Origin of the sequence: Herbaspirillum sp. C7C8 (assembly GCF_022627875.1) — a bacterium.
Lineage (GTDB): Bacteria > Pseudomonadota > Gammaproteobacteria > Burkholderiales > Burkholderiaceae_D > Herbaspirillum.
On record NZ_JABXGG010000002.1, the window covers coordinates 145,041 to 171,155 of the forward strand.

Sequence of the window (26,115 nt, forward strand, 5' to 3'; positions counted from 1 at the left end):
CTCTTGCTCAAGGTTAGGGTTACACGGAAGACGCATCCAAGGTCCGCCGGCCGCTGAACACGCAAAAAGATCTCCGCGCCGCCAACCTGGCGGACAAGCGTTGTTTTTACGGGAACAGTCTGACTGGTGAACGGACCGTTGCTGCAGGATTCCGTCAGCTCTTCAACAACACGCGCTCTGACTCAGAGCCGCTAAGGACATGACGCCACGCGCAAATCCACATGCGTGAGGCCCGATGGCGTCATGTCCTTAGCGTCCCCGGACGGATCTGCCCTGCAACATTGAACATGTTGTGGCCGCAGGGTGTCGTCCAAAAGTCAGAGAGGGCATCGATTGCTCAGATGCCCTCTTTGCCTGCCGGCGTCAATCAAGCTAAAGCCGGCAAAAGTAACGTGTTGTGGGTTTAGTGTATAGCTTTATGCAGGCCTTGTAAATCGTAGACGTCCAGGGCGTCCAGATGGCGCATGCCTTCCACTGCGGCTTCGGCACCGGCGATGGTGGTGAAGGTGGTCACGCGGGCGGCCAGGGCCGAGGTACGGATCGCTCCGGAGTCGGCAATGGCGTTGCGCTTTTCTTCAACGGTGTTCACCACCAGGGTGATCTCGTTGTTCTTGACCATGTCCACGATGTGCGGACGGCCTTCCACCACCTTGTTGACGGTAGCCACGGGGATGCCGGCCGCGCTGATGGCAGCAGCCGTACCCTTGGTGGCAACAATCGAGAAGCCCAGCGCCACCAGGTCACGCGCCACCTGCACGGCACGCGGCTTGTCGCTGTTCTTCACCGACAGGAAGACCTTGCCGGACTTCGGCAGCTTCACGCCAGCACCCATCTGCGACTTCACGAAGGCTTCACCGAAGGTCTTGCCCACGCCCATGACTTCGCCGGTGGACTTCATTTCAGGGCCGAGGATGGTGTCCACGCCCGGGAACTTGACGAACGGGAACACGGCTTCCTTGACGCTGTAGTAAGGCGGCACGACTTCGTTCTTGATGCCCTGGCTGTCCAGCGACTGGCCGACCATGCAGCGCGCGGCAATCTTGGCCAGTTGCAGGCCGGTCGCCTTGGAAACGAAGGGCACGGTACGCGAAGCACGCGGGTTCACTTCCAGCACGAAGACGGTATCGACGGTCTTGCCATCGACTTCATTTTGCTGAATCGCGAACTGCACGTTCATCAGGCCGACCACGTTCAGGCCCTTGGCCATCAGTGCGGTCTGGCGCTTCAGTTCCTCGATGGTGTCCTTGGACAACGAATACGGTGGCAGCGAGCAAGCCGAGTCGCCCGAGTGCACGCCAGCCTGTTCGATGTGCTCCATCACGCCGCCGATGAAGGTACGTTCACCGTCGGAGAGGCAATCGACGTCCACTTCGATGGCGTCGTTCAGGAAGCGGTCCAGCAGCACCGGCGAGTCATGCGACACCTTGACGGCTTCGCGCATGTAGCGCTCCAGGTCACGCTGCTCGTGGACGATTTCCATGGCCCGGCCACCCAGCACGTAGGACGGGCGGACCACCAGCGGATAACCGATTTCCTGCGCCAGTTGCAGCGCATCGGCTTCGGTACGGGCGGTACGGTTGGGCGGCTGGCGCAGGCCGAGGTCCTGCAGCAGCTTCTGGAAACGCTCGCGGTCTTCAGCGGCGTCGATCATGTCAGGCGAGGTGCCGACGATGGGCACGCCATTGGCTTCCAGGTCCAGCGCCAGCTTCAGCGGGGTCTGGCCGCCGTACTGGACGATCACGCCAACCGGCTTTTCCTTGTCGACGATTTCCAGCACGTCTTCCAGCGTCACCGGCTCGAAGTACAGGCGGTCGGAAGTGTCGTAGTCGGTCGAGACGGTTTCCGGGTTGCAGTTGACCATGATGGTTTCGTAACCATCGTCACGCATCGCCAGCGCTGCATGCACGCAGCAGTAGTCGAATTCGATACCCTGGCCGATACGGTTCGGGCCACCGCCCAGCACCATGATCTTCTTCTTGTCGGTCGGGTTGGATTCGCACTCTTCGTCATAGGTCGAATACATGTAGGCGGTATCGGTCGAGAACTCGCCCGCACAGGTATCGACACGCTTGAAGACCGGACGCACACCCAGCTTCTTGCGCTGCTCGCGCACGGCGGTGTCGGTGGTCTTCAACAGCTTGGCCAGGCGGCGATCCGAGAAGCCCTTCTGCTTCAGCTGGAACAGGGTCGCCTTGTCCAGCGACTCCAGCGCCACATCCTTTTCCAGCCACAGTTCGATGTCGACGATCTCCTTGATCTGCGACAGGAACCACGGGTCGATGTGGGTCAGGCCATGCACTTCTTCCAGCGAGAAGCCTTGCGCGAAGGCGTCGCCCACGTACCAGATGCGGTCCGGACCGGGTTCGCCCAATTCCTTCTCGATCAGTTCGCGGTCGGTGGTCTTTTCGTTCATGCCATCCACGCCCACTTCCAGGCCACGCAGGGCTTTCTGGAAGGATTCCTGGAAGGTACGACCGATGGCCATGACTTCACCCACGGACTTCATCTGGGTAGTCAGGTGCTTGTCGGCCTGCGGGAATTTCTCGAAGGTGAAACGCGGGATCTTGGTCACCACGTAGTCGATGGACGGCTCGAAGGACGCCGGGGTCGCGCCGCCGGTGATCTCGTTGCGCAGTTCGTCGAGCGTGAAGCCCACGGCCAGCTTGGCGGCGATCTTGGCGATCGGGAAGCCGGTAGCCTTGGAGGCCAGTGCCGACGAACGCGAGACGCGCGGGTTCATTTCGATGACGATCATGCGGCCATCAGCCGGATTGACCGAGAACTGCACGTTGGAGCCGCCCGTATCCACACCGATTTCACGCAGCACCGCCAGCGAGGCGTTACGCATGATCTGGTATTCCTTGTCGGTCAGCGTCTGTGCCGGGGCGACGGTGATGGAGTCGCCGGTGTGCACGCCCATCGGGTCCAGGTTTTCGATGGAACAGACGATGATGCAGTTGTCCGCCTTGTCGCGGACCACTTCCATTTCGTATTCCTTCCAGCCGATCAGCGATTCCTCGATCAGCAATTCGGACGTCGGCGAAGCCTCCAGGCCGCGCTTGCAGATGGTTTCGAATTCCTCGGCGTTGTAGGCGATGCCGCCACCGGTGCCGCCCATGGTGAAGGACGGACGGATGATGACCGGGAAGCCGATGGTCTTCTGCACCGCCCACGATTCTTCCATCGTGTGCGACACGCCCGAACGGGCCGAACCCAGGCCGATCTTGGTCATGGCCTGCTTGAACTTGGAGCGGTCTTCGGCCTTGTCGATGGCTTCCGGGGTGGCGCCGATCAGCTCGACCTTGTACTTGTCCAGCACGCCATTGCGGTGCAGGTCCAGCGCGCAGTTCAGCGCGGTCTGGCCGCCCATGGTCGGCAGGATGGCGTCCGGCTTTTCCTTGGCGATGATGCGCTCGACAGCTTGCCAGGTGATCGGCTCGATGTAGGTGGCATCGGCCATTTCCGGGTCGGTCATGATGGTGGCCGGATTGCTGTTGACCAGGATGACCTTGAAACCTTCTTCACGCAGGGCCTTGCAGGCCTGGGCGCCGGAATAGTCGAATTCGCAGGCCTGGCCGATGATGATCGGGCCAGCGCCAATGATCAGGATGCTTTTGATGTCAGTACGCTTAGGCATTTTGTTTCTTCTCCATCATCGCCACGAACTTGTCGAACAGGGGAGCGATGTCATGCGGTCCAGGGGATGCTTCGGGGTGGCCCTGGAAGCAGAAAGCAGGTTTGTCGGTACGCTCGAAGCCTTGCAGCGAACCATCGAAGAGCGACACGTGGGTCACGCGGCAGTTGGCCGGCAGGGTCGCCTGGTCCACGGCAAAACCGTGGTTCTGCGAGGTGATCATCACCTGCTTGGAATCCAGGTCCTGCACCGGGTGGTTGGCGCCGTGGTGGCCGAACTTCATCTTGAGGGTCTTGGCGCCGGAGGCCAGGGCCATGATCTGGTGACCCAGGCAGATGCCGAAGGTCGGGATGCCGCGCTCGATCAGTTCCTTGGACGCGGCAATGGCGTAATCACAGGGTTCCGGATCGCCAGGACCGTTGGAGAGGAAGATGCCGTCCGGGTTCAGGGCCAGTGCCTCGGCTGCAGTAGCTTGCGCCGGCAGCACGGTGACCTTGCAGCCGCGCTCGGCCAGCATGCGCAGGATGTTGTACTTGACGCCGTAGTCGAAGGCGACCACGTGGAATTTCGGGGTGATCTGCTGGCCATAGCCGCGGCCCAGGCGCCATTCGGTCTCGGTCCAGTTGTAGGCCTTCCGGGTGGAGACCACCTTGGCCAGGTCCATGCCAGCCAGGCCCGGGAAGGCGCGTGCCAGTTCCAGTGCCTTGGCGGTGGCAGCAGCAATGTCGGCTTCACCGGCGACGATGGCGCCGTTCTGGGCACCCTTCTCGCGCAGGATGCGGGTCAGCTTGCGGGTGTCGATGCCGGCGATGGAGACGATGTTGCCTTCTTTCAGGTAATCCGACAACGATTGCTGGCTGCGGAAGTTCGACAGCAGGCGCGGCAGGTCCTTGATGATGAGGCCGGCGGCGTGGATCTGCGACGCTTCGACGTCTTCACGGTTCACGCCCGTGTTGCCGATGTGCGGATAGGTAAGGGTGACGATCTGGCGGCTGTAGCTGGGGTCGGTCAGGATTTCCTGGTAGCCGGTCATCGCGGTATTGAAGACCACCTCACCGGTGGTATTGCCTGCGGCGCCGATGGAAAAACCTTGGAAGACAGACCCGTCTGCGAGCGCGAGGACGGCCGGAATCGCGGGACCGGAAAGAAGAGGCAGCAAGGGTAACTCCTGAGATTGTTACCGCCGCGGCTGGATGACCGGTAGACCTTTGCGCGCCAAACTGACCGGCGCGAACACCCCGACTCATTCGGTACGGAAGCGTGGCTGGGCCTGTTGGGAACGAGGAAGAGGAATGGGTATGCGCTACGGCGGATAAAATTGGCTAAACCGCTCAATTATAGCGCAAGAGCCTCCCTCCGGCAAATCGTAGATTGCCGAAAGTTGGCGCAAATTGCACCTAAACGGGGTGCAGGCAAGGCGGGAGCGCCGGCAGACGAGGCTGCCGGCGCGGGAGAGATTACAGGCCCAGGGCAGCGATACCGGCCTTGGCGATCTGCACGTCTTCCGAGGACTTCACGCCCGAGACGCCGACGGCGCCCACGTAATGGCCATCGACCACCACCGGCACGCCGCCTTCGAGCAGGCCATCCAGGCCGGGAGCGCTCAGGAAGGAGACGCGGCCGTTGTTGATCATGTCTTCATAGATCTTGCTTTCGCGGCGACCCAGGGCAGCGGTGCGGGCCTTGGCCGGGGCGATCTGCGAGGAGATCGGGGCGGCGCCGTCCATGCGCTGCAGCCACAGCAGGTGGCCGCCGTCATCGACCACCGAGATGGCCACGTTCCAGTTGTTGGCACGGGCTTCGGCTTCAGCGCCGGCAGCGATCTTCTTGACGTCGTCCAGCGACAGGAACGGTTTGGTTTGCATGTTTGCTCCGATAGGCAGAAAAAATTGAACGCTGATTGTACGGCCAGAAAGTCTTTTTTGACATCCCGCCCGGCCAAGTCATCTTCACGCCATAGATGAAGTTTTTTGCATCACACCTGGCCTGCAACTCATTTTTCTCATGCAGCAAGGAAACTTTCTGTAAAAACGTAAATCTTTTAGCCGGGCTGTTTTCCTACCGCGTGTAGGAAAAACCCTGACCGGGAGAAACCCGCAAGCAGCCCGCTTTAAACCCGTAAATCATTTCAGTTTGACAAGCTGGCACGAATCCAGCTTTTGACAAGCCGTAAGATTTACCTTACATTCCTGCAATCCTATTTTGAGAGGATCCCGATGACCCTACGCCGATCTGACCGAATCCGACGACAAACCGCTCGCGCATGCGCGCTGGCGGCCGGCCTCTGGATCAGTGCATCGGCTCATTCCGCTGACCTTTCCCTGGCAGCGCAGGATCTTCCTCCTCCCCAAGCGACCTCCCCGCAAGCCCAGCAGTTGATCAGCAGGACCAATCTTGCGATCGCCCGCCTGCAAGAAATCACCAATCGTGCTTCCGAACTGGCCACCCAGGCGCTGGCCATGCTGGGCATCAATTACCGTTACGGCGGCAATTCGCCTGATACCGGCCTGGATTGCAGCGGTCTGGTGCGCTACGTCTTCAAGGAAGCATGGGGTACCGACCTGCCGCGCACCTCGCTGGAAATCAGCCGCGTGGGCGAAAAGGTCGGCAGCGACAACCTGCAACCGGGCGACCTGGTGTTCTACAACACCCTGCGCCGCGGCTTCTCGCATGTGGGCATCTACCTGGGTGACGGCAAGTTCATTCACTCCCCCTCGACCGGTGGCCAGGTGCGCATCGAGAGCATGGACGAGTCCTACTGGAAGAAGCGCTTCAATGGTGCGCGCCGCATCATCGCGGGCGACGACGAACAGAAATGATCACCATCACGGTGCACCGCACATAGCAAAAGGCCGCTGGAGACAGCGGCCTTTTTTTTCCTTCATATACCGCCCAAAAACGGCCCAGCCGTCAGTTACCGGTCTCCATCTGCTTCAACTTGCGCTTGATTTCCGGCATGGCCGCACTGGCTGCCTGCTCGCCGGCCAGGATGGCCACGTTGCGGCTGGCGAAGTCGCTCCCCTTCATGGCGCCCAGCCCCGGCTGCAGGACGATGTCGGCATTCTTCAGCTCATACTGGTTGATGGTCTGCCCCATGATGGCGAAGGTCTGCAGCAGCACGTCGAGGGAACTGCTGGCCGCTGCCTGCGCCTCCGGATTGGCCGAGATGTTGACCGCGATCACGAAGTCCGCCCCCATCTGCCGTGCGAAGTGCACCGGCACCGGCGCCACCAGTCCGCCATCGACATAGGTATGGTCGCCGATCCTGACCGGCTGGAACACGCCCGGCACCGCCGAGGACGCGCGCACTGCCGTACCGGCATTGCCGCGCTGGAACAGGATGGGCTGACCGGTACGCAGATCGGTGGCCACCGCGCCGAAGGGAATCTTGAATTTCTCGATGGGCACGTTGTGCACCGCCTTGTTCACGTAATTCTGCACGCCCTCCCCCTTGAGCACGCCACTGAGCTTGGAGAACAGTGGCACCGACCAGTCCGAGATGGCCGCCTCGTCCATCGCCAGCGCCAGCTTCTGCAGGGCGAAGCCGTCATTGCCGGCGGCATAGAGCGCGCCCACCAGGCTGCCGGCACTGGTCCCCGCCACCACGTCCACGGTGATGCCCTGGGCTTCCAGCGCCTTGATCACGCCGATGTGGGCAAAGCCGCGCGCAGCGCCGCCGCCCAGGGCCAGGCCGATCTTGATCTTGCGCGGAGTGGGCGCCGCCGTGGCGCTGGGTGCGACGGTGCCCTCGGCGGGTCTGGACGCAGCGCCCCCCGGCAAGAGCGAGGACGTGCCGCAGGCAGAGAGAAACAAGGCAGAAACAATGGCCGCAGCCATCAGACGGAATCGAATGCGCATGACGCGAGGGGCAGCAGTGATGAAGCCCGACATTGTACTGCAAGCACCCCGACCGTCCGGAGAGTGCCACAGGCAGTGGTGTAGAATGCGACCCCGGCTTTTCGATTCAGTCCAGACGCCTTCGGCGTCACAGTCCCATGAACATCGTCATCAACGAAGAACTGAAACAGTACATCGATCCCCTCACCCCCAACGAATATGCCGCGCTGGAACGCAGCCTGCTGGCCGAAGGCTGCCGCGATGCGCTGGTGCTGTGGGGCGAGGTGCTCATCGATGGTCACAACCGTTACGAAATCTGCAGCAAGTACGACCTGCCCTTCAAGACCATCCAGAACGACAGCTTCGGCTCGCTGGAGGACGTGCTGCTCTGGATGATCGACAACCAGCTCGGTCGTCGCAGCGTCTCGGACTTCCAGCGCGGCATGCTGGCCCTGCGCAAGCGCGACATCATCGCCGCCCGCACCAAGGCCGAGGCCAAGCCCGCCAAGGTGGCCGCCGCTACTGACCAGACCGCCGCGCCTGAAGGCGTTGGCGATGCCTCCCCCTCAGGCGATGATCCCTGGCACGCCGATGACAACACCGGTCGCATCAAGACCCGCGAAGACATTGCGCGTGCCGCCGGCATCAGCAGCGCCACCATCGGCCAGATCGACCGCATCCGCAAGACCGCCGCACCCGAGCTGGTGGAGGCGGTGCGCAATGGCGCCATCTCCATCAATGCCGCTGCCGCCGTGGCCACCTTGCCCAGCCAGGCGCAGGTCAGCGCGGTCGCCGGTGGCAAGAAGGAATTGCGCGAAGCCGCCAAGAAGGTGCGCGAACAGCAAGCCGCCACCCGCACCCCGCGCGTGCCGAAGGCGCAAGAGATGAGCGAGCAGGCCATCCCTCTGGTGGAAGGCCAGGAGAACGAACTGAGCGCCGCCCTGCGCCGCGAAATCGCTTCGCTGCAGGCGCGCGTGAGTCGCCTCTCCGAAGAAAACCAGGGCTTGCGCGCAGAGCTGGCGCTGCTCAAGGGCAACGTCCCGCCGCAGGACTGAGGCCGCTTTCCTCATGGCCACCTTCACCATCGCGCAACGCGCCGAGATCACACTGGATATCCGCAAGAGCCGCTTCATCGGCATCGTCATGCCGGTGCCGGGGCGCGAGGCGGCCATGCAGGAGATCGCCAGGATGCGCGAGGCCCATCGCAGCGCCACCCATGTCTGCTGGGCATTGATGGCCGGTGGCCAGTCCGGCATGTCCGATGACGGCGAACCTTCCGGCACGGCCGGCCGCCCCATGCTCGAAGTGCTGCGCCATCATGAACTCGATGGCGTGCTGGCCATGGTGGTGCGTTACTACGGTGGCGTGAAACTGGGTGCGGGCGGCCTGGTGCGCGCCTACACCGATGCAATTGCGACTGCGCTCAAGAGCAGCGAGCGCACCGAACGCGTGGCACAAGCCGAAATCGAGATCGGCGTGGTCTATTCGGCCGAACCGCAGTTGCGCCACTGGCTGATCCAGCAGAAATACGAACTGCTGGATAGCCGCCACGACACGCTGGCCCATCTTCACCTGCGCTTGCCTGAAGCGGCACTGTCGCAGGCCGAAGAGGCGATCCGCCGACTCTCTTCGAACGCCGAGATCAAACGCCTCAGTTGACCCGAAATGTGCGAAGATCGCGAGCGCCACGCGGCCTCGGGGGAGGCCGGACGGCCATCGTCACCACGCCACCGCGCCAACATCAGGGGAAGCCATGCCGCCAGACCAGAGTGATTTCGATCCCGTTCTCTTCATCAAGGATGGGCCCTCAGCGCCCTTGCTGGATACCAACCAGTATCCATACATGCTCAACGAGGCCGGCGTGGGTCGCCAGAGCGCCGTCGTCGTGGGCGAACTGATCACGCTGGCGCAGGAAGCACCGGCGCTCGAACGCGGCGTGACCTACCGCGACATCGCCCACTGGCAGCGCACGATCACGCCCAAGGACTGGCCCTCCTACGAGATTACCGAATTTGATTTCCGCGTTCCCGAAGTCCGTTACGAACCCCTGCCCGCCACCCCGGAGAACGCCCAGGCCTTCGGCGCGACCTTGCTGCGCAATGGCCAATGCCTGCATTTCAGCTACGACGGTCTGGTGATGGCCGAGTACACCTATGGCAAGTGGGCCGGTTACGAATCGCCGTATCTGGGCGATGGCCGCAGCCGCGAGCTGCTGACCTGGAATGCCACCGACCTGGAGTACCACGACTTCGCGCACATCTTCTTTTCGCGCGGACCCGAGCCGCTGGTGATCACGGTGGCGCGCTGGCGTCCTTATGTCAATGAAATCAGCCTGGCCGACCTGTGGGTGGAACCGGGCGACGCCCTGGTGATCCCGCCCAAGCGCATGGCCCCGCCGCCCCGGCCTGGCATGAGCGAACAGGACAAGCGCCTGCTGGTGGTGGACATGCACAACAACCGCAATTCAGCCCAGGCCTGCCGCCGCTATGACGGTCCGCCCGGCCTGTTCACGGTGACGGTGCTGGCCGATCCGGCGGTGATGTCGGCACCACTGACCCGCCCTTATTATCACGAAGAAAAACAGCCGACCTGGCACGGCATGTTGCGCTAGGGCTTTACTGCTGACCGAGCTCCCGATAGAGGTCATTGGCCCGCATCAGGTGCGCGCGCATGGCTTCGGCGGCGGCATCGCCGTCATGCGCGGCAATGGCGTCGACGATGCGCTGGTGCTCGGCCAGGGTCAGTTCCTCCGCGCCGGGCGCGCGCACCAGGGTGGTGTAGAACTCGCTGGCCCAGCGGAACATCGATTCCACCACCGAGGGAAAGATGGGATTGCCGCTGATGTCGGCGATCTCGCGGTGAAACGCCATGTCGCGTTCGATGAATTCTTCCAGGTTGACCATCGAAGCGCGGTGCGCGGCGATGGCCTCGCGCAGGCGCGCGACCTGCTCTTCGGTGGCGCGTTCGGCCGCCATGCGGGCGGTGCTGGTTTCCAGGAACACGCGCGCTTCCTTCATATGTTTCAGCATGTCCGGCTTGGTCCGCAGCAGATGCTGCGCGCCCGCCGCGATCTGGGCGATGAGGCGGTCGGCGGTTGGATCGACCACGCGCGCCCGTTCACCATGGGCAATTTCCACGAATCCCGAGCGCTCCATGGCCTGCAGCGCTTCGCGCACGGCCGGGCGGCCGACCCCGTACTGATCCATCAGATCGCGTTCGGAGGGCAGTTGCGAACCCGGCGGAAATTCCCCCTGATGAATGCGCGCCATCAGGCGCTCCAGGACTTCCTGGTATAGCTTGCGTCGCTGTATCGGTTCCGGCATGGCTGGGCTGTCTCAATTGTAGGTTTCGTTGGACGCGCACTCTACCACAATCCCGCGCCAGGACTGTGATTGCGGCCACCAGCCCGAGCCCGGATTTCAGTGGCAGCGCCCCTCCAGCACATCGCCGAAGAAACTGCGCGCGCCGACCTGCCCGCCCTTGAGCACCAGCTCCAGTCCATCGCGTCCGGGATGATCCGACCACGCCCGGCACAAGGGCGCGCCCGGCGCCAGTCCGGCGCAGACCGACAGCGCCGTGATGTCCAGCGCGCTGGCCACTTCGCCCGAGCTGTCCCCCCCGGCGATGGCGATGCGTTGCAAGGGAATCGCCTCCAGCAAGCGGCGCATGGTCGCAGCCAGCGCCAGGCCAAGCTGCTGCGCCGCCTCCGCCCGCGCCAGTCCGGCTGCGGCGGCGATGGCATCAAAGCCGGTGACGCACGGATCGTCCGGCCCTTCTGCCGAAAACACCAACGGGCTGCGCCCGTCCCGCAGCGCCGCCACGGCCGAGCTGACCAGCCGTGCCAGTTCCGCCTCGCGTGTGGTCTGCGACAACACCGCCGGCAAATCCATGCGCAGGCATACGAAACCGTGTTCGCGCGCCCAGCCGATCTGCCCCGCCGTCACCGGCGAGCAACTGCCGCTGACCGCCGCGATCACCGGCACCGGCCCGGCCTGCGGCAGTGCAGGCTGGGCAGCGATCCAGCCGCGCGTACGCCAATACGCCGTGAGCGCATATTGCAGCCCCGAGGAAGAGGCACTGAAAACGCCCTCCCCGCGCCCTTCCCAGACCAGTCGACCGGCTTCGCGCAGGGTCTCGTCATCCAGAACATCGATCATCACCACCGGCACATCCTTGCCACGCAGTGACGGCAGCCGCGTATGGGCGACTTCGGCGCCGTCGCGCAATTGCAGCATGTCCACCAGTTCGATGCGGCGCGCCGTCTGGCGGCGCAGATGGCGGCGCAGATCGGCCTCGTCCATGGGGGTGACCGGATGGCGCGCCATGGTCGGATGCCGGTCCAGCCGATGAGCTTCGCCGTCGACAGCGGCGAACAGATTGCCGAACACCTGATAGCGCTTGAGCCGTGGCGCGCCCACGATCATGGGCGAAAAGTCGCCGCGCATATGGCGTACGCCCAGGTCGATGGCACGACCGATGGAGCCGGTAGCGGGCGAAGAGTCGAAGGTGGAGCACACCTTGTATTGCATCAGCGGCGCGCGCAGCGAGGCCAGCGCTGCAAAGGGCGCGGGCAGGTGATCGTCCATCCATTGCGGCGAACGCCCCCGCGAGGCCCCGGCGATACCGATGCAGCGCACCTCGGGAAAGCGCGCCAGCAGCGCCGCGTCGGGCGTGCGCAGCAACAGCACGGTAGACAGCCCGGCGGCGCTCATGACTTCCATGGCGTCAGTGGAGCCGGTGAAGTCGTCACCGTAATAGGCCAGCAGCAAACCCGGCGGCAGACCGTCGTGATCGGGCAGCAGACTCATTTCCAGAACCCCAGCGCCGCCTGCAAGGCCGGATGTCGTTGGGCATGCTGAGCCAGCGGCACGCCTTCGATGGCAGCCACCCAGGCTTCGCGCAGCGCCTGCACACCGGCGGCCACGCCCTGCGGATGACCGAAGATGCCGCCGCCAGCCGTGTGGATCAAGTCGGCACAACCAATGGCCGCATAGGTATCGGCGGCCTGCAGACCGGTCTGGCCGGAACTGAAGACCGGCATGGTGCTGACCATCTCGGCACCCGGCACCACCGGTTGCAGGACCGAACGCGCGGCGGCCACCACGCTCTCATCGGGCTCGCTGAACTTGTTGCGCAAGCCGTTGACGTGCATGTGATCGGCCCCGGCCAGGCGCCACAGCTGCTGCCATGGCGCGTAGTCCCAGCCCAGTTGCGGGCTGCGCGTGAGATAGCCCCAACCGGCACGATGCGCGTGGATCGGCAACTGCGCATGGCGGCGCAGTTCCTGCAGACCGACCAGGCCGATGGAATTCAAGACCGCCATCACGCAGCTTCCCCCCTCGGCCAGCACCAGGTCGTGACGACGGCGCATCTGGTCGAGATCGCCGGTCAGGTTGAAGGCCACCATCACCTTCTTGCCGGTGCGCTCGGCATGCTCATTGACCACCCGCATCACCGCCCGCACCCGTTCATCGAAGGGACAGCGGCCACCATCGGCCTGCAATTCATCATCCTTGATGAAGTCGATACCACCGGCCACCAGTTCACGCACCTGCTGTACCGTCTCCTCCACCGACAGCCCGATGCTGGGCTTGATGATGGTGCCCATCAGCGGCCCGTGCGTCACGCCCGTGAGCTTGCGCGTGCCGGCGATGCCGAAGGCGGGGCCAGGATAGGCTTGCACGAAGGCGCGCGGCAGGCGCAGGTCGGTCAGCCGCAGGCCCGAGACCTGGCGTAGTTCGAACAGGTTGCCGGCCACCGTGGACATCAGGTTGGGCAGCGAGGCACCAGTGTTTTCCAGGGGCCATGACAGTTCCAGCCGGCATTGCGTATAGCGCGCGGCCGGCATGCCGCCGGGCAGGCTGGGCGTGGTGCTGTGGCCGAGGATCTCCAGCTTTTCCACCCGCGCCCCGGAGCGCTCCTTCAAGGCGGGCGTTTCGGTGGCCAGCGCCACGAAGGTGCCGCTGGATTGTTCGCCTGCGATGACCTCGGCCGCGCGGGCCGGATCATCGCCGGTTTCCAGCCAGTAGCTGGCGTAGATGCGTTCCATGCGCGCTCCTGGTCAGGTGATGCGGCGGATGCTCTCCGCGATCTCGTCGTGGTCGAAGACCTTGAGCCAATCGTCGCGCAAGAGACGCGGCAAGCCGTTCTGGATGGCCTTGTTGCAGGCGTCCGAAAACGCCCCCGGGATCTCCTTGAAGATCACCGCCCCGAGGATGTTCATGTGGCCCAGCAGGAAATCACGCGCCGCCTCTTCCGGCACGCCACGGCGTACCGTCTCGTCCATGGCTTGCTTCATTGCGTAGAGCAAGGTGGCACAGACGGTTTCCGACAGGCCCGGCTCCAGGATCGCCATCTGCTCCACCGTCAGACGATAGCTGCGCAGGATGGGCTGGTAGATGACCTTGGCCACGTCCTCCCCCAGGTCGAAGGCCGACTCGGGCCCCTGCATCAGGGCGCTGGTGATCGATTGTCGGGCCGCACCGCCGCCGAAGAAGTCGCGACGGCCTTCGCTCGTGGTCTCGTCATTGAAAATGGGCGGATGGCAGGGATGGGCCACGAAGTAGACCAGGTCCGGACGATCCGGCAGGTGGCCGGCGAAGGGTGCGGCCGCGTCCAGGGTCATCACCATCACCCCGGCGCGCAGCTTGGGGGAGATCTCGGCGGCGATCTTGCCGATCAGGGTATCGGGCACGGCCAGGATGACCACGTCCACATTGTCCAGCGCGGCATCGATGCTGACGCACTCCACGCCGACTTCCTCGCGCAGGCGCTGCTGGCCGGCCGGACTGACTTCCACGTGCGCCACGCGGTAGTCGGATTTCTTCAGATTCTTCGCCAGGCGAACGCCCATCTTGCCGCCTGCGCCGAAGAGTGCAATTTTTTCCTTCATGTGATTTCTCCTGTCATCGTTACCGGCCCGCTCACGCGGTGAGCGGGTTCATTGCTTGCTGGCCAGCGCGGCGTTGAGCCCATGCCACTGGCCATGGATTGCCTTCACTCGGCAATCACGCGTGCCTGCAGTTCGGCGGCCTCTTCACGGGCACCGGCGCCGATGGCGAAGATCACCGCCGCCGACACCGCCATGAGCGCACCCACCACGAACATCGGCGCCTGGTAGCTGCCGGTGGCATCCTTGATCGCCCCGGTGATGAAGGGCGCCATGAAGCCGGCCGCGTTGCCCACCGTGTTGATCAGTGCAATCCCTGCGGCCGCGGCCGCTCCCGAGAGGAAACGTGCCGGAATCGACCAGAAGGTCGGCAGGGCCGAGAAGATGGCGCAGGCGGTCACCGTGATGGCCAGCACCGTGGTGGCCGGGCTCTGCATGTAAAGTGCCGCCGGGATGCTGATGGCGCCCAGCAAGGCGGGCAGGCCCACGTGCCAGCTGCGCACGCCGCGCCGGGTGGCGTCACGGCTCCACAGGAACAGGGCGATGGCCGCCGGCAGGTAGGGAATGGCGGTGATCAGCCCCTTCTGGAACACATTGAATTTGCTGCCGAATTGCGCCTCGAAACCACCGATGATGGTCGGCAGGAAGAAAGCCAGGGCATACAGGCCATAGATCAATCCGAAGTACACCAGGGCCAGCAGCCACACGCGCGGATTCTTCAGTGCCGCGCCCGCATGGGCCACGTGCTCGACACGCTTGTTGCCCTGTTCGGCTTGCAGGGCGGCCGTGAGCCACTTGCGCTCGGCCTCGTCGAGCCATTTGGCATCGGCGGGCCGGTCGGCCAGATAGAACCAGGCCATCACGCCCACCGCGATGGCCGGCAGTGCCACCCCGGCGAACATCACGCGCCAGCCTTCCAGCCCGAACAGGCCATGTGCCTCGATGAGCAGCGCGGCCATCGGCGCGCCGATGACGATGGTCAGCGGCTGGGCCAGATAGAACAAGGCCAGGATATGGCTGCGATGCCTGGCCGGCACCCACAGGCTCAAGTAGAGAATGGCTCCCGGGAAGAACCCGGCCTCGGCCACACCCAGCAGGAAGCGCAGCACATACAGCCCCTCCACGCTGCTGACCCAGGTAAACAGCAACGCCACGATGCCCCAGGTGACCATGATGCGCGCCAGCCAGCGGCGCGCGCCGTACTTGTGCAGGGCCAGGTTGCTGGGGATTTCGAGCAGCACATAACCGATGAAGAAGACCCCGGCCGCAAACCCGAACTGGGCGGCGGTCAGGGCCAGATCACGGCTCATGCCATTGGGGCCGGCGAAGGAAATCGCCGTGCGATCCAGAAAATTGATGAAAAACATCAGGCCCACGAAGGGCACTAGCCGCATTGCGACCTTGCGGATGGCCGATCTTTCGACGGCGCTTTGGGGCGTCTCCATTGTTGTCTTGTCTCCTGTCGGGTTCAGAGGCTGTGCCTGATCAACGACAACCTCTACGGGTTTGGCCAGGGACGCGGGGGCTGTGCGCCTTGCGGTCGCCTGGCTGCCTTGGTTGTTTCTTTGTTATTTCGTTGTTTTTCCAGAAGGCAACGCACAGATCAAGCCGGAGAAGACCAACTGGTATAATCACTATACCATTACACCAAAAATGCTAGCTCAAATTTTTTGCATGGATGAGGTGAAGATCCTTTCACTTCGGCCGCCAAGCTCCGTCCCTTGGCGCTTTGCGGCGGGTCAGCGTCCGGCCACGAGCATCGGGCAAGGGCGAACGGAGCAGGCCTGCTGCCGGCTGAGCGGCGCAAGTGAAGCTTTGTGCTTAACAGTGAGGAAAGAGAGACAGACAGGAAGACCGCGGCAGCAGCAGCATCCGCCGCGCCCGACCATGGCCGGGCGCCGGCGCAGGATCAAACGGCGCTGGCCTCTTGGCGCAACAAGCCCACGAAGGCTTCACCCGCCCTGGACAACTGCCCGCCCTTGCGCGTGACGATGCCGATGGTCTGCGACATCGAACGCAGTTTCACCGGCAGGATACGCAACATGCCGCGCCTGACGAACATCTCGGCCACCGCCGTGGGCAGGATAGAAACCATGTCGGTCCCCTGCTGCAGCAAGGCCACCGTCACGAAGGTCGAGGCGGTAGAGATGGCATTGCCCGGCATGCTGACCCCGGCCAGGTCCATTTCGCGCTCCAGCACCGCATGCAGGGGCATGTGGCTGGGATAGGTCACCCAGCGATAGCCCGCCAGCGCCGCCAGACGCATCTGCCTGCCACGCGGGCGCGGATGTTCGCCCGAGACCACCACCGACAGCGGTTCTTCCGACAAGGGCTGATAGTGATACTTGCCGGGATTGTCGGAGACGCTGGCGCGCGCCACCAGCAAATCGAGATGGCCCTCGTCGAGCAGGCTCAGCAATTGTCGGCTGGTCTGCTCGACAATATCGATGGAGAGCTCCGGATGGCGCCGCTGCAAGGCATCCACCGCCGGCACCACCAGTTCCGGCAAGGCCCCCATGACCGCCCCGATGGCCAGCCGCCCACCGCGTCCGGAGCGGATCTGCGCCATCTCCTCGCACAGCGAACCGAGATCGGTCGCCATCAGGCGCGCATAACGGATGACGCAATGACCGAACTGATTGGGAATGAGACCGGATCGGGTCCGTTCAAACAATTGCGCATCCAGCATCGCTTCGAGCTCGGCCAGCGATTTGCTGGCGGCCGACTGGGTCATGGCCAGGGCGCTGGAGGCCTTGTGCAGCGATTGGTGCTCGTCCAGCGCGATGAGCAGTTGCAGCTGCTTCATGCGCAGGCGGGACAGGAGACTGTTGAGACGTTGCTGGCTGGGCGCGGGTTTCATGGGTGATTCCAAAAAGCGATCACATGATGGAAAGTCTTCACTATACAGGCCATCGGCGCGCCCGTATATTGAGCCCCATTGCACACCGCCATCGCCTGATGGCCCACGACAACCAAGACGGAGACTCCCATGAGCACCCCCATTTATCGCGGCGTATTCCCGGTCGCCCCGACCATCTTCGACCAGGACGGCAAGCTGGACCTGGAAGGCCAGAAGCGCGCCATCGACTTCATGATCGATGCCGGCTCCAACGGCATCTGCATCCTGGCCAACTTCTCGGAGCAGTTCGTGCTCTCCGACGACGAGCGCGTGCTGGTGCAGGACACCGTTCTGAAGCACGTGGCTGGTCGGGTGCCGGTGATCGTTACCACCACCCACTTCGGCAGCCAGATCTGCGCCGAGCGCAGCCGTGCGGCGCAAGATGCCGGCGCTGCCATGGTGATGGTGATGCCGCCCTATCACGGCGCCACCTTCCGCGTGTCGGAAAAACAGATTTACGAGTTCTATGGCCGCGTCTCCGACGCCATCGACATCCCCATCATGATCCAGGATGCACCGGTGGCCGGTACGCCCCTGTCGGCGCCCTTCCTGGCGCGCATGGCCAAGGAAATCGAGAACGTCTCCTACTTCAAGATCGAGACCGCCGGTGCCGCCTCCAAGCTGCGTGAGCTCATCGAACTGGGCGGCGACGCCGTGGTCGGCCCCTGGGATGGCGAAGAAGCCATCACCCTGATCCCCGATCTGGACGGCGGTGCCACCGGTGCCATGACCGGCGGCGGATATCCGGATGGCATCCGCAAAATCGTCGATGCCTATTTCGCCGGCGACACCGAAAAGGCTGCCGAGCTCTACATGCAGTGGCTGCCGCTGATCAACTACGAGAATCGTCAATGCGGCCTGGCGGCGTGCAAGGCACTGATGCTCGAAGGCGGCGTGATCAAGTCCGACATGCTGCGCCATCCGCAAGCCCCGATGCACCCCAAGGTGCGCGAAGGCCTGCTGCGCGTGGCGCGCCGTCTGGATCCGATGGTTCTGAGCTGGGGCAGGTAAGTCAACGCGAGCAGGTTCGCAGAGCGACCGGCCCTTTTGCAACGGGAGCCTCGGCTCCCGTTTTTCATGGGCGCGTGCAGGCTGCGCGCAGCGTCGAGAGCGCTCACTGCCACCTCAGCACGCCTGAATCGCTTCGGTAAAGCAATAGCCCACGCCATGCAGGGTGCGCAGCGGCAGATCACACATGGTGCTGTCGCGCCACTTGCGGCGCAGACGACTGACGGTCTTCTCCAGCACGCGTTCATCGAAGCTCCCCCAATCTACACCGAAGGCGTGCGCGATGGTGCAGCGGTCGGCGGCGTGGCGGGTGCTGTTGGCCAGCGCCTTCAAGAGCGCTACTTCGCGCGAGTTGATTTCCACCGCATCGTGTTGTGGCGCATGCAGCGTGCGTCCGGCCACGTCCAGCCGCCACGCCTGCGGCGCCACCCGTCGCAGCATCACATCGAGATAGGCGTTGAGCAACTCCATGCGCTGCGGCATCGCTTCACAGAAGTCGGCGCCCCGCTCCAGACCGCCGATACGGACCATCGCGCTCTCATGCTCGGCCGCCAACAGCAGGATGCCCATGCGCGCACTGGCCTGGCGAAGTTGCCGGGTCAGCAGATAGCCTGCCCCGCTGGCCCGTCCCATCTGCACGATGGCGATGTCGCCGGGCTGCACCGGCGTCAGCAATTCTTCGCCATCGGCCATCACGCGGTTGACCTTGTGCCCCTGCGCTTCCAGAAAACCGCCCAGCGCACTGTGGCGTTCACTTCTCAAGATGTCTTGCACCAACAAAATGCTGGCCATACAGGCCTCCCCTGATCTTGATCCAATCCCATGACACGTCGGACCGGCACGGCCGGACCGACCCTTTGCCGTCGTGACATGGCCGCGCACAAGATTGCTGCACGGCACCCGCCTCCTGACGCGCTCAAAATTTAGCGCAAGAGAACTGGCATTTCGCGCGCGCGGTTGTGCAAGGCAGCCTCATGGTTCTGGTACAAGGAAAAATATTTCGCGGGATGAGAATTCGCCGCAGGCAGAACGCGCTGCTTTACCTGTCTGCATGCGCGCCCTGGTTCAATGCGAAAAACAGGGTCTGAAAAAGGCGAGGTCATCTTTAACTTGAATTCACAAATCCCCGCGTTGATGTCATCTCGATGAAAGCACGTCCAAGGTCCCGGACACTGACAGTTCCTGCCTCGCAGGCATCGCCATATCGAATTTATTCGACGATTTACTCGTCGATGTTTTGCCTCCTGATCACATAGTTTTGATGGCGGGAAAAATATTTTCTGGCCGACCATTTTCGCTTCGTGTTGTCGAAATTTCGCGGTAACTTCGCGCTCATTTCTGATGAGGCGAATATGGTCTACAAATCAGCACATCCGGCACTGGCCGGACCTTTGGCAGGGCAGCGCATCCTGGTCGTCGACGACGCCGAGGAAGATCGGATGCTGCTGTCGGACTTCCTGCTGCGCCATGGGGCGCGCCTGTATGTGGCCCGCGACGGGCAGGACGGCTATCGCAAGGCGCAGACGGTACGGCCGGACCTGATCCTGATGGATATCCGCATGCCGGTCTACGATGGGCTGACCAGCTGCCGCCTGCTCAAGGCCAACTCGAGCACGCGCAATATCCCGCTGATCTTCCTCTCGGCGGCGGCGTCCACGGAGGAAAAGGTCAACGGTCTGTCGGTCGGTGCGGTGGACTACATCACCAAACCCTTCGATTTCGAGGAAGTGCGCCTGCGCCTGTGTGTGCATCTGCGTTCACTGCTGCATACCGAGCTGCCCCCTGCGGCCACGGTGGGCAGCTTTGGCCAGCAAGCCGGGTCCAGTACCTTCGACACCGTATTGTTCCAGGCCGCGCGACGGCTGATGCTCGACAAGCTGGACCAGCCGCTGAGTCTCAATGCGCTGGCCGCGGCAGTGGGCACCAATGCGCGGCGCCTGTCGAGTGCCTTCAAGCACTGCGCCGGGGTGACGGTATTCGACTTCCTGCGGGAAGAACGCATGAAGGAAGCCCGCCGGCTGCTCTCCGAGAGCACCCTCGATATCGGCGCCATCGCGCTGGCGCTGGGCTACAGCAATACCGCCAATTTCTCCACGGCCTTTCGCGAACGCTTCGGCATGCCCCCCAGCCAGTTCCGGCGCTGATGTGCGCGCGATGTGGCGACTGTCCCGATGGCGTTGGTGGCATGGGTGGCTGGGTATTGCGCTGGCCTTGCCCGCCTTGCCTGCGCTGGCCTCCCTGCCGCCCCAGACCATCGACCTGACACAGGTCCCCAGCCGCGCAGTGGTCACATCGGGCTTGCAGATCCTGCGCACGGCCGACGGCAGCTTGCCACTGGCCACCGTGCTGGAGAGTACACAATGGGAGTCGGTGCACCAGCCCATGCTGCAGGAAGGCTACAGCACCGGTGCCTTCTGGCTGCGCGGAGAACTGCGCAACCCCGGCCCGCGTTACCTCACGCGCTGGCTGACGCTGGACTCGGCACGATTGCAGGACGTCCGGCTGTATCTGCCGGCACGCCGGGAAAACGCAGCATCCCCGTCCCTGCTGCCGCAACAGGCCGGTACGCTGCATTCGCTGGCAGGAAAGGAGGTCCTCAGTCGTACCGCCTTGTTTCCGCTCACGCTGGCCCCGGGTGAGCAACGCCCTTTCGTCCTGCGGGTGGCCGGGGATTCGACCATCGACCTCAAAGTGATGCTGTGGGAACCGGCCGCGTTTCGTCAGGAGGAAGGTCGCGAGCTGGCATTTCAGTCCTTCGTGCTGGGCATCTCCCTGCTGCTGCTGGCCTATACGCTGGTCCAGGGTATCGCCTGGCGCGACCGCGGCTTCGGGTGGATGGCAGCATGGATCCTCGCGGGACTGCTGTATATCTGGGCATTCCAGGGCTATCTCTATCTTTATCTGTTTCCCGCAGGCGCTCCCTGGCTGGTCCGTGCCCCGGCGACCCTGGGCTGTCTGGCCACCCTGCTCTACGTGCGCATGAGTTATGTACTGGCCGGACTGGAGCGCCTGCGCGGCTGGAAGACCGTCTACACCGGGATGGTGGTGCTGCTGATGATGATCACCGGCTGGACCGCCCTGGGCGACTATCGTCTCACCGCGCCGCTGGCCAATGCCAGCGCTGCCCTGGCCTACCTGGTCTGGCTGGCCTCGATGCTGCATGCCTGGTGGCGCGGACTGGCGCATGCACGCTTGCTGACGCTGTCCTTCGCACTGACCTGGCTGGGGATGTCGCTCAAGCTGCTCGAGCTCAACGGTCTGGTCGAGCGCAGCCTGCTGCCGGACTGGCATTTCGCGGCGCTGTTCCAGCTGGGACTGCTGTGCATGAGCACGATGGTGGTCATCAGTCGCGCAATCGAACTGCACCGCAAGCATGAGCAGATGCAGTGGAGCATGCTCTACCAGCGTGTGCGCGAGCAATTGAAACTGGAACAGGCAGTCGCTGCCCGCACCCGTGAATTGCGTGAAGCGCTGGAGGCGGCCGACCAGGCCAACCGCGCCAAGACCGGATTTCTCACCCGCATCAGCCACGATCTGCGCACACCGCTGACCTCCATCCTCGGCTTTGCCGACATGCTGCAGACCGGCGGTGACGAGCGCGCGCGCCATGGTCGCATCATCGTGCGCAGTGCACGTCACATGCTGGCCATGGTCAATGACCTGATCGACTATGCGCGCGGCGACCGCCCGGACCTGCCGCAGCCGGCCGCCGTCTACGCCCATGCCCTGTTGCAGGAGATCGGCCAGGAGGCCGCCCTGCTGGCGCAACGCCAGCACAATGCCTTCCGCCTGCAGGTGGCGCCCAGCCTGCCGCCGGTGCTCACGCTGGACGCCCGCCGGGTAAGGCGCATCCTCGGCAACCTGCTCGACAACGCCGCCAAGTACACCCGCGATGGCCAGATCAGCTTGCAGGTGTACTGGCATCCGGCGTCAGCGCAGTCCGGCATGGGGGTCATGGAAATGCAGGTGCGCGACACCGGCTGCGGCATTCCGCTGCATTTCCAGACGCGCGTGTTTGAACCCTTCGAACGCGCCCATGCGGATCGCTCGCAGCCGGGCATCGGCATGGGGCTGGCCATCGTGCGTCAGTGGATACAGCAGATGGGGGGCCAGGTGGCGCTGGAGAGCGCGCCTGGTCAAGGCACCACGATGACGCTGCGCCTGCCGGCAGCCATTGGCAGCGAACACGACATCGCCCGCCACGATGCCCTCGAAGACGCCAGCGGCCACCTCGTGATCGATGGCGAAGGACGCCTGGTGCTGGTGGTGGAAGACCATGTCGACATCGCCCAGCTGCTGGGCGACCAGCTCGGCAGCGTCGGTTTCGCCGTGGAACTGTATGCCGACGGCGAAAGTGCCATCGCCCGCATCGCCGCACAAGATGCTCCTGAGGTGGCGCTGGTGCTGACCGACTACCAGTTGCCGGGCCTGCATGGTGATGCCGTGCTGCAGGCCGCACGCCGGCATCTTCCGCAAGTGCCGGTGCTGTTGCTGTCGGCCACGCTGCAACCGGAACGGGACGAAGAGGATGGCGAGCATTTCGATGCCTGTCTGCTCAAACCGGTCAATTTCCTGGAACTGCAGGAGACCATCAGCCGCTTGCTGGACCTGCAGAAGCAGCCGGATTCAGAACCGGAGCAAGCCGCCGCACCGCCCCTGCAGCGGCCACCTCAGGCCGAGCTGCAGCAGGCCCTGTCGCTCATCGAGATGGGGGCGGTGTCGGATCTGCTCGACTGGTGCGAGGCGCTGCAACAGTATCCTGACTGCAGAAACTTCGAAGCCACGGCCCGGCAACTGCTGATGACGGGCGATCTGTCGGGACTGGAGGCCCTGTGCCGACAGGCTGATCGAAAAGATTGAAGATTCGATCGAGACTTGCGCCGTCCGTTATTTTTTGGAATATGCGACATATATGATATCATTTTTTGATACCAATTCGCGCCATGAAAAGCACGCATCGAAGAACCCTGTTGAGCATCTTCAGCGACCCGCTGCCCCGCTCACTGGAGTGGCGCCAGATCGAATTGCTTTTCATCGCCATGGGTGCGCAGGTCATCGAGGGACGCGGATCGCGTGTGCGCTTCATGATCGGCGATGTGATCGGGACATTCCACCGCCCCCATCCATCCAAGGATGCGAAACCGTATCAGATCCGCGATGCCCGCAGCTTCCTGCTCAACGCAGGAGTGCGCATTGAGAAAGGAATGACGCAATGGGAACAATGATCTACAAGGGCTATGCTGCCCGCATCGAATACAGCGACGAAGATGAAAGCTTCATCGGTCGTATCGCCGGAATTCAGGATATCGTCGGGTTTCACGGCGACTCTGTCGCCACCCTCAAGGCCGCTTTCGAAGAGGCTGTTGATGATTATCTGGAGACCTGCGCAAAGGCGGGCAAGGCACCGCAAAAGCCGTTTTCAGGAAAATTCATGGTTCGCGTCTCGCCCGAGGTGCATGCGCATGCCGCCACGATGGCCGAAGCGCGTGGCATGAGCCTCAACGCCTGGGCAGCGCAAGCCCTGGCGCTGTATCGATGACGGCGTGCCGTTGCGGATCAGTTGCGCTCCCGACTGCGTTCATCCCCACCCGCTGACTCGCCCTCGGGCTGGGTGCGCGCCAGTTCGGCGTTGCGCTGGTTGATCTGGTACTGCTCCTCGGCATGCTCAAACGCCTGCTGCTCCTTGGGCGAACGGCTGCATGCCCCCAAGGTCAGCGGCAGCACCACCGCCAGGGTCAGGATGGCGAGCGAAGCCAATGGTAAGGGGACCGGTCGGACAGTCACGGAAAGTCTCCAAAATTATATTTCTATACGGAAATATACGCCTCACCAATCCTCACTGCAAGCCATACCTTGCGCCCTGGTGCGTTGATCCCTTCCCGTGCGGTCGGTCGATACGGCCCAGATGCGTGGCACGAAATCCTTCTGCCCTCTTGAGGCCGTCAGCAGGCTCACGCGCCTGCTGGCACAGGCGTTCAAGCTACCGTTGGAGACCCGGGCGGTGCTGCACGAGGGCAACGACTCAGTCGCGCGCCGCGATCCAGTCCCAGGTGTCACCTGCCGTCATCGGTCGGGCAATGCCATAACCCTGGCCGTATTCGCAACCGAGGTGGTGCAGGATGCGCCGGCACTTTTCGGTTTCCACGCCTTCGGCGACGACGGCGAATCCCAGCTTCTGTCCCAGATGGATCATCGACGGCACGATCTGCTGGTCGGAATAATTGCTTTCCATGGTCCGGATGAAGGACTGGTCGATCTTGAGATAATCCGCCGGGATGTTCTTGAGGTAGCTCAGATTGCTGAAACCGGCACCGAAGTCATCGATGGCCACCTTCACGCCCAGGCGCTTGATCTCCTGGATCCTGCCGTAGAGTTTCTCGGGATTCTTGCTCATCGCACTTTCGGTGAACTCGATCTCGATGAGCCCGGCAGGAATGCGGTGCTGCCGCAACAGCAACACCAGCGTCTGCACCAGGTCGTCATTGTCGAAGTCGCGTGCTGACACGTTGATGGCCACCGGAATGGCCCGCCCACGGCGCGCCCAGGCCGCGGCCTGTTCGATGCCATGCTGCAGTACCCACAAGGTCACCTGGCGGATCAGCGCAGTCTTCTCGGCCAGCGGAATGAACAGCCCTGGCGAGATCACGCCATGTACCGGATGGCGCCAGCGCAGCAGCGCCTCCACGCCGGCACACTGCCCGGAGGCCAGGGCCACCTTGGGCTGGTATTCCAGCCACAACTGCTCGCTCGAGAGCAAGGCTGCGGGAAGGGCCGAGAGCAGTTCAAAAAAATGCTTCTGCTCACGTCCCAGCGGCTGCTCATAACGGCAATACAGATTGCCGCGCTCACGCGCATTGTCGGCGGCGGTCAGCAGCGATGGCACCAGTTCATTGATGTCATCGCACTGTGCCAGCGGCATGATGCCCGCCGAAATCTCCAGGCGATGCGGAATACCCTGGTATTGGACGGTCTGGGCAAAGGCGCGCTCGACCTGCTCCATCTGCTGCTGCCAGATATCGCGCCGCTCCAGGTAGGCGAAGGTGGTGGTACCGATGCGATAGAGCGCCACCTCGCCCAGCGCCTGGCGCAGCTGTTCCTTGGCCTGGATCAGGAAGCCTTCCACATAGTCCCAGCCCAGTGCCTTGATCATGTCGCGCAGGTAGACACGATCACAGAGATCGATGGCCACCACCGTCAGCTTGCCAGCCAGCGCCTGCGTGCCCTGCCCCAGGGATGCGAGGCTGTGCAGGTCGGCCGTCAGGCGGCTGCGATTGGGCAGAGAGGTGAGGCTGTCCACGTAACTGGAGACGCGCAGCGTGTCCAGGCGGGCCATGACGATGGCCGCCAGCTGTCGCAGCGTCAGCCTTTCGGCTCGACCGAACTGCGTGCGTGGCGACTTGCCGATCACGCACAAGGTCCCCAGCCGCACACCGTCGGCAGTCTGCAACGGGGCGCCGGCATAGAAGCGAATCCCGGGTTCACCGGTCACCAGCGGGTTGTCGGCGAAGCGCGCATCCTGGGTGGCGTCAAGCACCACCATGACCTGGTCCTGCTCGATCACGTGACTGCAAAAGGACTGTGAACGCGGCGTAGCTTGCGCATCCAGTCCGTGCCGTGCCTTGAACCACTGGCGGTTCTCGGCCACCAGCGAGACCAGCGCAATCTCGGTCCCGAACAACGTGGCGGCCAGCTCGGTCACCAGATCACACAGCACGTCTGCCTGGGTATCGAGCACACAGAAGATATCGAGTACGGCCAGGCGTTGCTGCTCATCCCTGGATGGCTGGTCGTGACCGAGATGCCCGGGCAGCGGGCTGGTCAGACGGAGAAGGTCGGCGTGCATGGAGT

22 protein-coding genes are annotated in these 26,115 nt (G+C 63.4%); 9 read left to right on the plus strand and 13 right to left on the minus strand.

Going from position 1 to position 26,115, the window contains the following annotated elements; genetic code table 11:
* Positions 1-403: 403 nt before the first annotated feature.
* From carB to HWE01_RS02955, 3 genes are all read right to left on the minus strand, one after another.
* The gene (carB, locus tag HWE01_RS02945) at positions 404-3,637 is read right to left on the minus strand and encodes a carbamoyl-phosphate synthase large subunit (RefSeq protein ID WP_241821051.1); all 3,234 of its coding nucleotides are present in this window, start codon (positions 3,635-3,637) and stop codon (positions 404-406) included.
* The gene (carA, locus tag HWE01_RS02950; RefSeq protein ID WP_008326829.1) at positions 3,630-4,793 is read right to left on the minus strand and encodes a glutamine-hydrolyzing carbamoyl-phosphate synthase small subunit; all 1,164 of its coding nucleotides are present in this window, start codon (positions 4,791-4,793) and stop codon (positions 3,630-3,632) included. The genes carB and carA overlap by 8 nt, the downstream gene beginning before the upstream one ends.
* A 298-nt stretch (positions 4,794-5,091) precedes the next feature.
* Positions 5,092-5,499, minus strand: a complete 408-nt coding sequence (locus HWE01_RS02955) for a GlcG/HbpS family heme-binding protein (protein WP_008326828.1) — start codon at positions 5,497-5,499, stop codon at positions 5,092-5,094.
* Positions 5,500-5,850: 351 nt separating this feature from the next.
* Here HWE01_RS02955 and HWE01_RS02960 point away from each other — a divergent pair, with 351 nt between their 5' ends.
* Positions 5,851-6,453: a C40 family peptidase gene (locus tag HWE01_RS02960; RefSeq protein ID WP_034350010.1), complete on the plus strand. Its 603-nt coding sequence runs from the start codon at positions 5,851-5,853 to the stop codon at positions 6,451-6,453.
* A gap of 91 nt (positions 6,454-6,544) precedes the next feature.
* Here the strand turns inward: HWE01_RS02960 and HWE01_RS02965 are convergent, their stop codons facing one another.
* Complete coding sequence (locus HWE01_RS02965; RefSeq protein WP_034350496.1) at positions 6,545-7,492, minus strand: patatin-like phospholipase family protein; 948 nt, start codon at positions 7,490-7,492, stop codon at positions 6,545-6,547.
* A 137-nt stretch (positions 7,493-7,629) separates the two neighbouring features.
* Here HWE01_RS02965 and HWE01_RS02970 point away from each other — a divergent pair, with 137 nt between their 5' ends.
* The 3 genes from HWE01_RS02970 to HWE01_RS02980 all read left to right on the plus strand — a co-directional run bounded on the left by HWE01_RS02970 (position 7,630) and on the right by HWE01_RS02980 (position 10,082).
* Complete coding sequence (locus tag HWE01_RS02970) at positions 7,630-8,526, plus strand: ParB N-terminal domain-containing protein (RefSeq protein WP_008326825.1); 897 nt, start codon at positions 7,630-7,632, stop codon at positions 8,524-8,526.
* Positions 8,527-8,539: 13 nt separating this feature from the next.
* Positions 8,540-9,130 carry an IMPACT family protein gene (locus HWE01_RS02975; protein ID WP_241821052.1) on the plus strand — a complete coding sequence of 197 codons (591 nt, stop codon included), beginning with the start codon at positions 8,540-8,542 and terminating at the stop codon, positions 9,128-9,130.
* 94 nt (positions 9,131-9,224) lie between these two features.
* Positions 9,225-10,082, plus strand: a complete 858-nt coding sequence (locus HWE01_RS02980; RefSeq protein ID WP_241821053.1) for a hypothetical protein — start codon at positions 9,225-9,227, stop codon at positions 10,080-10,082.
* Positions 10,083-10,086: 4 nt separating this feature from the next.
* Here the strand turns inward: HWE01_RS02980 and HWE01_RS02985 are convergent, their stop codons facing one another.
* The 6 genes from HWE01_RS02985 to HWE01_RS03010 all read right to left on the minus strand — a co-directional run bounded on the left by HWE01_RS02985 (position 10,087) and on the right by HWE01_RS03010 (position 17,220).
* Positions 10,087-10,794, minus strand: coding sequence for a transcriptional regulator NanR (locus tag HWE01_RS02985; RefSeq protein WP_008326821.1), 708 nt, complete (start codon positions 10,792-10,794; stop codon positions 10,087-10,089).
* 96 nt (positions 10,795-10,890) lie between these two features.
* On the minus strand, positions 10,891-12,279 hold the full coding sequence (gene oiaK, locus HWE01_RS02990; RefSeq protein ID WP_241821054.1) for a 3-oxo-isoapionate kinase OiaK: 1,389 nt from the start codon (positions 12,277-12,279) through the stop codon (positions 10,891-10,893).
* Entirely contained in the window at positions 12,276-13,520 is a 1,245-nt protein-coding gene (locus HWE01_RS02995) for a ribulose-bisphosphate carboxylase large subunit family protein (protein WP_241821055.1), read from the minus strand. Before HWE01_RS02995 ends, oiaK begins: the two co-directional genes overlap by 4 nt.
* A gap of 12 nt (positions 13,521-13,532) precedes the next feature.
* On the minus strand, positions 13,533-14,363 hold the full coding sequence (locus tag HWE01_RS03000; RefSeq protein ID WP_175344481.1) for a phosphogluconate dehydrogenase C-terminal domain-containing protein: 831 nt from the start codon (positions 14,361-14,363) through the stop codon (positions 13,533-13,535).
* Between the two features lie 104 nt (positions 14,364-14,467).
* Positions 14,468-15,805: an MFS transporter gene (locus HWE01_RS03005; protein WP_008326817.1), complete on the minus strand. Its 1,338-nt coding sequence runs from the start codon at positions 15,803-15,805 to the stop codon at positions 14,468-14,470.
* 464 nt (positions 15,806-16,269) lie between these two features.
* Positions 16,270-17,220, minus strand: a complete 951-nt coding sequence (locus HWE01_RS03010) for a LysR family transcriptional regulator (RefSeq protein ID WP_008326816.1) — start codon at positions 17,218-17,220, stop codon at positions 16,270-16,272.
* A gap of 129 nt (positions 17,221-17,349) precedes the next feature.
* Between HWE01_RS03010 and HWE01_RS03015 the strand changes: the two genes are divergently transcribed.
* Positions 17,350-18,270, plus strand: coding sequence for a dihydrodipicolinate synthase family protein (locus HWE01_RS03015; RefSeq protein ID WP_241821056.1), 921 nt, complete (start codon positions 17,350-17,352; stop codon positions 18,268-18,270).
* Between the two features lie 114 nt (positions 18,271-18,384).
* Here HWE01_RS03015 and HWE01_RS03020 read toward each other — a convergent pair whose 3' ends face one another.
* Positions 18,385-19,059 carry a response regulator transcription factor gene (locus HWE01_RS03020; protein WP_241821057.1) on the minus strand — a complete coding sequence of 225 codons (675 nt, stop codon included), beginning with the start codon at positions 19,057-19,059 and terminating at the stop codon, positions 18,385-18,387.
* A 560-nt stretch (positions 19,060-19,619) separates the two neighbouring features.
* On the opposite strand from HWE01_RS03020, the gene HWE01_RS03025 reads away from it, so the two are divergent.
* From HWE01_RS03025 to HWE01_RS03040, 4 genes are all read left to right on the plus strand, one after another.
* Entirely contained in the window at positions 19,620-20,411 is a 792-nt protein-coding gene (locus HWE01_RS03025) for a response regulator transcription factor (protein ID WP_008326794.1), read from the plus strand.
* A 10-nt stretch (positions 20,412-20,421) separates the two neighbouring features.
* Entirely contained in the window at positions 20,422-23,127 is a 2,706-nt protein-coding gene (locus tag HWE01_RS03030) for a hybrid sensor histidine kinase/response regulator (RefSeq protein ID WP_241821058.1), read from the plus strand.
* A 110-nt stretch (positions 23,128-23,237) separates the two neighbouring features.
* Complete coding sequence (locus HWE01_RS03035; RefSeq protein ID WP_241821059.1) at positions 23,238-23,492, plus strand: type II toxin-antitoxin system HicA family toxin; 255 nt, start codon at positions 23,238-23,240, stop codon at positions 23,490-23,492.
* The gene (locus HWE01_RS03040; protein WP_237713516.1) at positions 23,489-23,806 is read left to right on the plus strand and encodes a type II toxin-antitoxin system HicB family antitoxin; all 318 of its coding nucleotides are present in this window, start codon (positions 23,489-23,491) and stop codon (positions 23,804-23,806) included. Before HWE01_RS03035 ends, HWE01_RS03040 begins: the two co-directional genes overlap by 4 nt.
* A gap of 17 nt (positions 23,807-23,823) precedes the next feature.
* Here the strand turns inward: HWE01_RS03040 and HWE01_RS03045 are convergent, their stop codons facing one another.
* Both HWE01_RS03045 and HWE01_RS03050 read right to left on the minus strand, forming a co-directional pair.
* Positions 23,824-24,051, minus strand: a complete 228-nt coding sequence (locus HWE01_RS03045; RefSeq protein WP_034350005.1) for a hypothetical protein — start codon at positions 24,049-24,051, stop codon at positions 23,824-23,826.
* A gap of 238 nt (positions 24,052-24,289) precedes the next feature.
* Complete coding sequence (locus HWE01_RS03050) at positions 24,290-26,110, minus strand: putative bifunctional diguanylate cyclase/phosphodiesterase (protein WP_241821060.1); 1,821 nt, start codon at positions 26,108-26,110, stop codon at positions 24,290-24,292.
* Positions 26,111-26,115 lie beyond the last annotated feature (5 nt).